Annotated in this window: 15 protein-coding genes; 11 read left to right on the top strand and 4 right to left on the bottom strand. The window is 32.3% G+C overall.

All coding sequences use genetic code 11. From position 1 onward, the window contains the following. The first annotated feature begins 126 nt into the window (after positions 1–126). Positions 127–684, top strand: coding sequence for a hypothetical protein (locus NCC77_RS14190; RefSeq protein ID WP_250836153.1), 558 nt, complete (start codon positions 127–129; stop codon positions 682–684). 82 nt (positions 685–766) lie between these two features. Then, positions 767–1,348 carry an HD domain-containing protein gene (locus tag NCC77_RS14185; RefSeq protein WP_250836152.1) on the top strand — a complete coding sequence of 194 codons (582 nt, stop codon included), beginning with the start codon at positions 767–769 and terminating at the stop codon, positions 1,346–1,348. Positions 1,349–1,384: 36 nt separating this feature from the next. Here the strand turns inward: NCC77_RS14185 and NCC77_RS14180 are convergent, their stop codons facing one another. Next, entirely contained in the window at positions 1,385–1,885 is a 501-nt protein-coding gene (locus NCC77_RS14180; protein WP_250836151.1) for an endonuclease V, read from the bottom strand. A 268-nt stretch (positions 1,886–2,153) separates the two neighbouring features. Between NCC77_RS14180 and NCC77_RS14175 the strand changes: the two genes are divergently transcribed. The 8 genes from NCC77_RS14175 (at position 2,154) to map (ending at position 6,859) form a co-directional block, all read left to right on the top strand. Beyond that, positions 2,154–2,996: a chromate resistance protein ChrB domain-containing protein gene (locus NCC77_RS14175; RefSeq protein ID WP_250836150.1), complete on the top strand. Its 843-nt coding sequence runs from the start codon at positions 2,154–2,156 to the stop codon at positions 2,994–2,996. An 83-nt stretch (positions 2,997–3,079) separates the two neighbouring features. Further along, positions 3,080–3,577 carry a hypothetical protein gene (locus NCC77_RS14170; protein WP_250836149.1) on the top strand — a complete coding sequence of 166 codons (498 nt, stop codon included), beginning with the start codon at positions 3,080–3,082 and terminating at the stop codon, positions 3,575–3,577. Positions 3,578–3,652: 75 nt separating this feature from the next. Further along, a complete protein-coding gene (locus NCC77_RS14165) occupies positions 3,653–4,048 on the top strand; it encodes a VOC family protein (protein WP_250836148.1) in 396 nt (131 codons plus the stop codon). Positions 4,049–4,080: 32 nt separating this feature from the next. After that, positions 4,081–4,314: a hypothetical protein gene (locus NCC77_RS14160; RefSeq protein WP_250836147.1), complete on the top strand. Its 234-nt coding sequence runs from the start codon at positions 4,081–4,083 to the stop codon at positions 4,312–4,314. After that, positions 4,233–4,538 (top strand): GNAT family N-acetyltransferase, encoded by a 306-nt coding sequence (locus NCC77_RS14155; RefSeq protein WP_349306053.1) that lies wholly within the window; start codon positions 4,233–4,235, stop codon positions 4,536–4,538. The genes NCC77_RS14160 and NCC77_RS14155 overlap by 82 nt, the downstream gene beginning before the upstream one ends. 54 nt (positions 4,539–4,592) lie before the next feature. Beyond that, a complete protein-coding gene (locus NCC77_RS14150) occupies positions 4,593–5,162 on the top strand; it encodes a Crp/Fnr family transcriptional regulator (protein WP_250836146.1) in 570 nt (189 codons plus the stop codon). 79 nt (positions 5,163–5,241) lie between these two features. After that, the gene (locus tag NCC77_RS14145; RefSeq protein WP_250836145.1) at positions 5,242–5,979 is read left to right on the top strand and encodes an SDR family oxidoreductase; all 738 of its coding nucleotides are present in this window, start codon (positions 5,242–5,244) and stop codon (positions 5,977–5,979) included. Between the two features lie 115 nt (positions 5,980–6,094). Continuing rightward, complete coding sequence (gene map, locus NCC77_RS14140; RefSeq protein WP_250836144.1) at positions 6,095–6,859, top strand: type I methionyl aminopeptidase; 765 nt, start codon at positions 6,095–6,097, stop codon at positions 6,857–6,859. A gap of 51 nt (positions 6,860–6,910) precedes the next feature. Here map and NCC77_RS22975 read toward each other — a convergent pair whose 3' ends face one another. Both NCC77_RS22975 and NCC77_RS14130 read right to left on the bottom strand, forming a co-directional pair. Further along, positions 6,911–7,330: a serine O-acetyltransferase gene (locus tag NCC77_RS22975; protein WP_284705090.1), complete on the bottom strand. Its 420-nt coding sequence runs from the start codon at positions 7,328–7,330 to the stop codon at positions 6,911–6,913. Positions 7,331–7,498: 168 nt separating this feature from the next. Next, positions 7,499–7,897, bottom strand: coding sequence for a VOC family protein (locus tag NCC77_RS14130; protein WP_250836143.1), 399 nt, complete (start codon positions 7,895–7,897; stop codon positions 7,499–7,501). A gap of 134 nt (positions 7,898–8,031) precedes the next feature. Between NCC77_RS14130 and NCC77_RS14125 the strand changes: the two genes are divergently transcribed. Further along, positions 8,032–8,382 (top strand): DUF2200 domain-containing protein, encoded by a 351-nt coding sequence (locus tag NCC77_RS14125; RefSeq protein ID WP_250836142.1) that lies wholly within the window; start codon positions 8,032–8,034, stop codon positions 8,380–8,382. A gap of 39 nt (positions 8,383–8,421) precedes the next feature. On the opposite strand, the gene NCC77_RS14120 is transcribed toward NCC77_RS14125, so the two are convergent. Further along, positions 8,422–8,979, bottom strand: a complete 558-nt coding sequence (locus tag NCC77_RS14120) for a DUF4256 domain-containing protein (protein ID WP_250836141.1) — start codon at positions 8,977–8,979, stop codon at positions 8,422–8,424. Positions 8,980–8,992: the final 13 nt, after the last annotated feature.

Below are 8,992 nucleotides of genomic sequence, written 5' to 3'. Positions count from 1 at the left end.
AAATAGGAATTAAAACGTTGATTTTTACAAATCGTCAATTATAGAGTTCCTATATTAGCAACAAAATGATTTACATTTATCTCACTTTTCAACTTAAATCTCAGATATAAATTTTAAACTTAAAAATTGGCGAAAAAATCAAACCGAAATTGGTATTTTATATTTATAGGAATTCTGATGTTGTATTTTGGGTTATCTAATAATGTGACATCCAAAAGAACAGAATTGCAAAAAATTACGGTAGAACTGGAAAACGACATCGCCAGTGCAAAGGGTAGAAGCACTGCCGATTATAAATTTTGGACAAAAACCTTTAAGAATCGATTTAATATTTTGAATGCAAGTGTTTCCAAAGGTAAACAGGATGCTGTGGCAAATTTAAAAAAGGGACAAAAAGTCGATTTATTAATCAAATCATCAGATTTTGAAAATCTTTCTGAAGGCAAGAATGAAATTACGGTAATCGGCCTTAGTTTAAACGGAAATTCTTTAATGACACCAGATGAATTTTACCATAATCGAGAGTGGTATAAAATTCGACAAGGCCTATTTGCGCTCTTTTTAGGCTTTATGCTACTATTAAATGGCTTGGCAAAAATTCCGCAGAAGATTAATTATATTCTTATTGGAATTTTTATTGCAGCCATAGCCATTATGCGATTTTTTGAGATAGGTATATACTAATTTTTAAACTTTAAAACGATTGCAGATCTTTAGAAAAAGCAATACATTACAACAATATAAAAAACTACAATACACAAGACAAATGAAAGAGCACAAAGACTGGTCAATAGATGAAATTCAGAATGTTTGGAAGCTGGTTTCAAAACTTCATAACGGACAAAAGTATGGCGGATTTAATGAGGACGAACAAGTTGAATATCTCAATCATATCGGAGGTGTTGTTTTTGAGATTATAAATGCTGCTCGATTTACTGAAAACATGAATGTTGATCTGGCAATCAAATGCGCTATGCTTCATGATACAATAGAAGATACTGAAATGAAATATGAAAAAGTGGTTGACTTATTTGGCGGTCAGGTAGCATCTGGAGTTCTTGCTTTAACTAAAGATGATAGAATCAAAGATTCTTCAGAAAAAATGATGGATAGCTTAAGAAGAATCAAACAACAACCCATAGAAGTTTGGGCGGTTAAAATGGCCGACAGAATTTCAAATCTATACGAACCACCTTTTTATTGGAATGATGATAAAAAACTAAAATACATTGCCGAAGCCGAAATTTTACACAATGAACTGAAAGACGGAAACGAATATTTGGCAAACCGATTGAAACTTAAAATAAATGAATATCATCGGTTTCTGAGTTCAAATCAATTCGTATAATAAAAAAAACTCCTCAATTTCTTGAGGAGTTTTTTATTATTCCTTAGTCAATCTATCCAATTCTTTCAGCAAAGTTGGAAATCTAAACTCGCCGGCCATGCTCTCCACTTTTTTGTAGGCTTCATCCAAATCAATTCCGATAGAAGTTATGTATAAAGGTTTCTTGCTTTCGCCTCTATATAGTGCTTTTTTATTCTTTTCTATAGAAGCAAAATTCGTTTTGGCAACACCAATAATCGGAATTTGTTTATTCAGTTTCTCGTATAAATAACCGCCTAGACCGTATTTGTTTTCATCGTTTAAATAAACAAAACCATCAACTACTATAACCTCTATAGTCGACAAATGTATTTGTTTTAATAAGCTCAGGATACAAGGCAATTCTCTTTTGTAGAATTCTCCGGGTATATATTCTTCTACGTTATCTATTATTTCTGAATGAACTTTGAAGTTCTTATCTTCATTCCATTCCGCAAATTCAAGGCAGATTGTTTTTGCTTTTTGATCAAAATAATAGGTGTCAAAGGCTAAGATCATATGGGTATTGTATGTTTATTTTGAATTAATTTTCTGCAATTCGGCATACATAATTTTCTTTATTTAAAGACCAATCAGCAGTGTTTTTTTATTGTAATTGATAGAATTCTTTTGAAGCTAATATAGGAAAAATCATTACTTAGGCAGTGAAAAAAATTAATTAACTTAAATAAACGATTTATTAAATTCAAAATCAAGTTTTTGAAAGATCCTAAAATAATGTAGTTTAGCTAAATTTTAGAAAACATTCTTCAAATAGTATTTCAAAATGAAATGGATTACCAGAGAGAGACCTAAAATAGATCGAATTGCCTGTCCATGGCTGATTCGAAAATTTGTCGATTCTGAATCTGAATTTATTTATGTTCCTTTTAATGACGTTATAACCAAGGCAAAGGAACTTGGCGCCATTCCGTTTGATATTCCAGATGTTGAGTTTACTCATTATAATGAAGAAAGCACTTTTGATTATATAGTCAAAAAATATGAAATTAAAGATCCAGCAATTAAGATTATTGCAGGAATTGTACGCGGCGCTGATACTGATAGGCACGAAATTGCTAAAGAATCGGCGGGACTTTGGGCCATTTCTGCTGGATTGGCTTATAATATTACCAATGATTACGAATTATTAGAAAAAGGAATGCTTTTGTATGATGCCTTATACAGTTGGGCAACACATTTATATCAGCAAAATCATTTGCAGAATAGTCCGTTTGAAAAACTATTGCATGAAGTTTATAATAAGTTTTTAAATGACAAAAAAACATCAGGCAAGACGCCGTCTTGGGTAAAGGATTTAAAGAATATAATTCAAGATCAGATTGATACTCAGTTTACTTTTGATTTAAAGAAAATTTCGAGCGAATTAGATTTGAATCCTTCATATTTGTCACGAGAATTTTCAAAACATTTTGAAGATTTGAATTTTGGCGAATACGTTAGAAAACTTCGTATTGAAAAAGCAATTCATCTCATCGAAAATTCCTCGAGTACTTTAACAGAAATTGCTTATATAACGGGCTTTTCAGATCAAAGTCATTTTACGAGAATTTTCAAACTTCATACAGGAAAAAATCCTTCTTCCTATAGAAAAAAAACAAAAAAGTAAACCAGATACAAAAGGTAAATTGGGTTCTATTTTTTGAAAACGAATGCTTATAGCTTTGTTTATCCAATCAAAAATTAGAAACAATGTCATTTAAAAGGATTTTATTTTTTACAGCACTACTTATTGGTTTTACGTCTTTTTCTCAAACTACATATCCTAAAATAGTGGGATATTTTGGTATTATGCATCCAATAGTTACTATTAACAAAGATGAAACTACTGTAAATTTTAGAGATTATTATGCTGTTGGTTTTCCAACCGGAATCAATATCTGGAAGAACGAAAAAATCGGATTCTCATTTGAAGTCGTTCCCAACATAAAAGAGGATCAAGGAACGAGCAAAGTAACCAATTTGTTATTCCATCCAGGTGTTTTGGTCGCTTTAGGAAAAGGTTACACATTTGCCGGAAGAGCCGCTTTTGAAAGTGGTGGCAGATATGGTTTTACTCCAGTTTTTAATAAAACAATTATAAAAAATACAAGCTGCAGTTACTACGTTGCTGTGCCATTGCCCGTTCGTTTTGGAAATGATCATCCTGCTAGTTTTACGGTAGGTTTTCAGTTTGGAATTGCTTTTTAATGTTCTTAAACACAATTAAACCAAGTGTTTGCCAAATTAATTGATTAATTTAGTTATCAATAAAAACTTAAGTTTATGAAAACTAAAATGATATGGGCCAACTTGGTTTCGAGCGATATACAGAAAACAATTCAATTTTATACTGCTCTTGGTTTTAAGCAAAACGGAGAAGAGACAAAGGAATTAGTTAGTTTTGTATTTGGAGAAAATGATTTTGTAATTAATTTTTTCGCGCCAAAAAGACTAGAAAATGCTATAAAAGGAAAACTATCCAACACGGCGGTAGATAACGAAATTATATTTTCTTTGTCTGCAAATAGTGTAGAAGAAGTGGATCTTTGGCACCAGAAAATAAAAGAAATAAACGGCACTATTTTCTCTGAGCCTGAAAATTTTGAGGTCGGTTATACTTTTGGTTTTTCAGATCCAGACGGACATAAATTTAATTTTTTATATTGGCCAGGAATGTAAATTTTAATTAAAGAACATCTTAATTCTAAATAATGCAAATAGTAGAATACACATTTGGAGAATTTCTTATTACAACAGACAAATCTAAACTCGACATTACTGCAATACATGATTTTTTATCTAAAGATTCTGGATGGAGCGATAATATTCCGTTAGAAAAAGTAAAAGTTTCAATTGATAATTCATTGAATTTTGGGCTTTTTCATGGAGAAAACAAATTGGTTTTGCTAGAATTATATCCGATTTTTCTACTATTGCCTATTTAGGAGATGTTTATGTTTTGGATGATTATCGCGGAAAAGGACTTTCTAAAGAAATGATGGACTGCATTATGTCGCATCCTAATTTACAAGGCTTGAGACGATGGATTTTACTGACTTCTACTGCAGAATGGCTTTATAAAAAATATGGTTTCCAGAATGTTCCTAACCCAGAAGTTTACATGGAACTTTACAATCCTAATGTTTATAAGGGCACTCAAAAAGTTTAATTCTTTTTGCCATATGGCAAATTCTCAATAAAAACTTATACTTAACTTTCGTGCATGAAAGAATTAGTTAATTATATATTGCAGTTTGGCAATTTGAATCAGCAGCAGATGGATCTGATTTTAACGAAAGCCAAAGAAAAAGAAATCAAAAAAGAGGAATATTTTTCTGAAGCTGGAAAAATAGCCGCAGAAGTTGGTTTTATCATAGACGGAATAATGCGTGTTTGTTACTACAACAACAAAGGTGAGGAGATTACTAAATATTTCATCGATGAGAATAATCTGGTTGTAGACTTAGAAAGTTTTGACAATAATATTTGCTCGTCTGCTTATGTCCAAGCGGTTACAGACTGTAAAGTTATTGTATTTTCTAAAGCCGATTGGCAGGAATTGCTTGATACAATAGTAGGCTGGGACACGATTGTGCATAAAATCATTTCGAAGGCATTAATTCAAAAAGTGGCTCGAAGAAGTCCGCTGGTTTCAGAAGATGCTACAACTCGTTATTTGTCATTTATGGAAATGTTTCCAAAAGTAATTAATAGAGTTCCGCTTTCGTATCTCGCTTCTTATCTCGGAATAACACAATCTTCCTTGAGCAGGATTAGAAAAAATATCCCTTAAAATCGTTTTTTGCCATATGGCAAATGTTTTTACTTTTTATCCATGCAACTTTGCTTCAGATAATTTTAAAACATAAAAAATGAAAATAGTATTAATTACAGGCGCAAATAGAAGCATTGGTTTAGAAACTGCTAAACAGCTCTCCAAGAAAGGATTATTTGTTTATTTAGGAACGCGTGATCTCGCAAAAGGAGAAGAAGTAGTAAAAGAACTGAATGAAAATGGATTTCAAAACATTAAAGCGATTCAAATTGATGTTACAAATGCAGCAAGTGTTTTAGCAGCAAAAAACGGCATTGAAAAAGAAAAAGGCAAATTGGACATTCTGATAAATAATGCTGGAATTCTAGGCGATATTCCGCAAGATCCTTCTACGACTTCTATCGAAAGTATTCAGAAGGTTTTTGATACGAATTTCTTCGGAGTAATAACCGTTACACAGGCTTTTCTTGAATTATTGAAAAAATCAGACAGTCCGAGAATCAGTAACATAACCTCCGGACTTGGTTCTCTTACTTTGCATAGCGATCCAACTTGGAAATATTATGCAATAAAAGCCATTTCGTACGTTTCTTCCAAAACTGCTTTAAATGCCTTTACCGTTACTTTGGCTCATGAATTAAAAGAACTGCCATTCAAAGTAAACTCAATTGATCCAGGCTACACCGCAACCGATTTTAACCATCATAGCGGACCAGGAAGCGTAGAAAGCGCTGCAAGTTTTATAATAAAACACACTTTACTAGATGAAAATGGACCAACAGGAAAATTCTTCAGTAATGATATTGAAGACGAAAGCGAAGAAAGTCCTTGGTAAAAGAAGAAAACCTTCCAAAGTCATCGATTTTGGAAGGTTTTAGCATTATAATAACGATTCGTTCTAGAGAAAAGTAGTAAATTTAACCCGTTATTAATTTTTAAGAAGCAAAACAATGTCCATTACAACTGAAGCAGAATTAGCAGGAATGAAAAAAATAAGTGAAGCTGTAGCTTTTACTTTAAAAGAAATGAAAAAATTTGCCAGACCTGGAATATCTACAAAAGAATTAGACGATTATGGCGGACAAATTTTAAATGATTTAGGAGCGAAATCTGCGCCTTATCTAACGTATGGATTTCCTGGTTGGACTTGCATTAGTGTTGATAATGAATTTTGCCATGGAATTCCGTCTGAAAAAAGAATTTTACAAGAAGGCGATTTAATCAATATCGATGTTTCTGCAGAATTAGACGGATTTTGGTCAGATAATGGAGGTTCTTTTGTAATTGGTTCAGATGTAAACGAGCATCAAAAGCTTGTCGATGCTTCTAAAGATATTTTACATAAAGCGATTCACAATATAAAAGGCGGTGTTCGTATTTCTGATATTGGTTTTTTAATTGAAACGGAAGCAAAAAAACGCGGTTACAAAGTAATTAAAAACCTAACGGGACATGGGGTAGGCAGAAGTCTTCATGAAGCGCCACATGAAATTGCGAATTATAGAGATCGTTTTAATCAAACAAGATTTAAGAAAAATTCTGTAGTAGCAATTGAAACGTTCATTTCTACTGCTTCTACATATGCTGAAACCCTAAAAGACGGTTGGACAATGGTGGGAAATAAAGGCGGATTTATGGCCCAGCACGAACATACCATTGTTGTAACAGAAGGAAAACCCATTATCTTGACAGAAATGAATGAGATTTGGAATTAAGAAAAAACATAAAATAAAAGCTCCTTTAGAAATAATGGAGCTTTTGTGTTTTTAAACAGATTTATTCTGTTTATTAAATTCGTTAACTAAATTTTTATTCGCTTCAATTATCTTACTTGGATGTATCATATTTGGGTTGAATATAAAATCATAATTCATGTCTTTTGGCTTAAACTTATTTACTCCAAAAGCTACACTATTGGGCGGAATGTCTTTTGTGATAATAGAACCAGCACCAATAATAGAATTTTCTCCAATTACTATTGGGCCCAAAATTTTAGCTCCATCGGCTATTACAACATTTTTGGCAACAATAGGATTTCCAACATTTTCCCATTCTTTACTAATTTTATTATACTTCAAATTGGCTCCGATAGAAACGTTTTGAAAAATTACTACATTTTCGCAAATTTTAGAAGCAACAATTGTACACCCGCGTCCGTGATGCGCAAACAAAACACTTTTGTCCATTTCAGCGCAATTGATTTCACAGCAATATAATTTCTCTAATAAATTGCCAGCAATCAGTTTTAAAAACCTATTTTTTGAATGACAGTTTATTTTAACTAATGTATTAAACATATTATTTTCCAGCTTTGGGAATAACTTCTAACTCATAATTCATAACTCACAACTCAATTAAGGTTCCCAAAGTTCAATTTTATTGCCTTCTGTATCCATTATATGAACAAATTTTCCGTAATCGTACGTTTCAATGTCATCAAGAACAGTAACGCCGTTTGCTTTTAATTGCGTTACAAGTCCTTCGATATTTTGAACACGGTAATTGACCATAAAATCTTTCTTAGATGGAGAAAAATAGGCATCACCTTTCTTAAAAGGGCACCATTGCGTTGATTCGATCTGCTCTGGATTTTCAAGATTTCGAGATTCAAAACTTGCAGAACCCCAATCGTTTATTTCCAATCCTAAATTTTTAGCATACCAATCTTTTGTTTCTTTCGGATTGTCAAGAAAAAAGAAAATTCCGCCAATACCTGTGACTTTTGGCATAATTTCATTTGAATTATTTTCCATATAATTAGTTATTTAAGATTGTTTAAGCAATGTAATTTTTAAGTCTAAGGTATTAAAAATATTCATTGCGTTTTCCTTTTTTATTCTTTTGATTTATCTTTACATCAAAGCTTTTGTATTAAAACATAGCATTTATGAAAACAGAAAGAATTTACAAAATACTATTTTCTAGCGTATATCCTTTATACATTCAAAAAGTCGAAAAAAAGGGGAGAACGAAAGAAGAATTAGATATCGTAATTAAATGGCTTACAGGATATAGTGACGAGCAAATTAAAGCACAAATTGAAAAGAAAGTAGATTTTCAAACCTTCTTTGCTGAAGCTCCAGAAATCAATCCGAATGCATCCAAAATTACTGGAGTCATCTGCGGATATCGAGTAGAGGAGATTGAAGATCCTTTAATCCAAAAGATGCGATATCTGGACAAATTGATTGATGAAATCGCCAAAGGCAAAAAAATGGAAAAGATTTTAAGAGAATAAAAAAAAAGACCTTCAAGTACTTTTGAAGGTCTTTAATTTTTAAACTCTCAACAAACCACGAAAACCTCTCGCGGCATAATAAGAATCGGCTCCATTATGATATACAAAAACAGTATTATATCTGAAATCGGAGAATATTGCTCCTCCCAGTTTTCGTATCTCTGGCGGAGTTAAAATCCAGCTCGAAGTTTTAGCATCAAATTTTCCTAGCTTTTGCAATTCTTTATATTGTTCTTCTGTTAGAATTTCAATTCCCATTTCTTGCGCCATATTAATAGCGCTGTCGGCGGGTTTGTGTTCTTTTCTTTTTTCTAGCGCCTCATGATCGTAACAAATGCTTCTGCGACCTTTAGGACTCTCAGCTGAGCAGTCTACAAAAAGATATTCATCTGTTTTTTCATCATAACCCACAACATCTGGCTCACCTTCAGTCCTTTCCATTTCGTCAAGAGACCACAATTTTAATGGATTTGCTTTTAATTTTGCTTCTATTTTTGCCCAATCCAGATTTTCATGTCGGCTTTTATTCTTCTCAAAACGTTTTTCAAGAATGCTTAAAAGTTCTTCTTGCTCGTTTGCTGTCAATTGTTTTTTCATGATTTGATTTTTT

The sequence above is a fragment of the Flavobacterium tyrosinilyticum genome, from assembly GCF_023656565.1.
Taxonomy (GTDB): Bacteria; Bacteroidota; Bacteroidia; order Flavobacteriales; family Flavobacteriaceae; genus Flavobacterium; species Flavobacterium tyrosinilyticum.
Note: the sequence above shows the minus strand (reverse complement) of the source record. Positions and strands in the feature narration are given on the sequence as shown.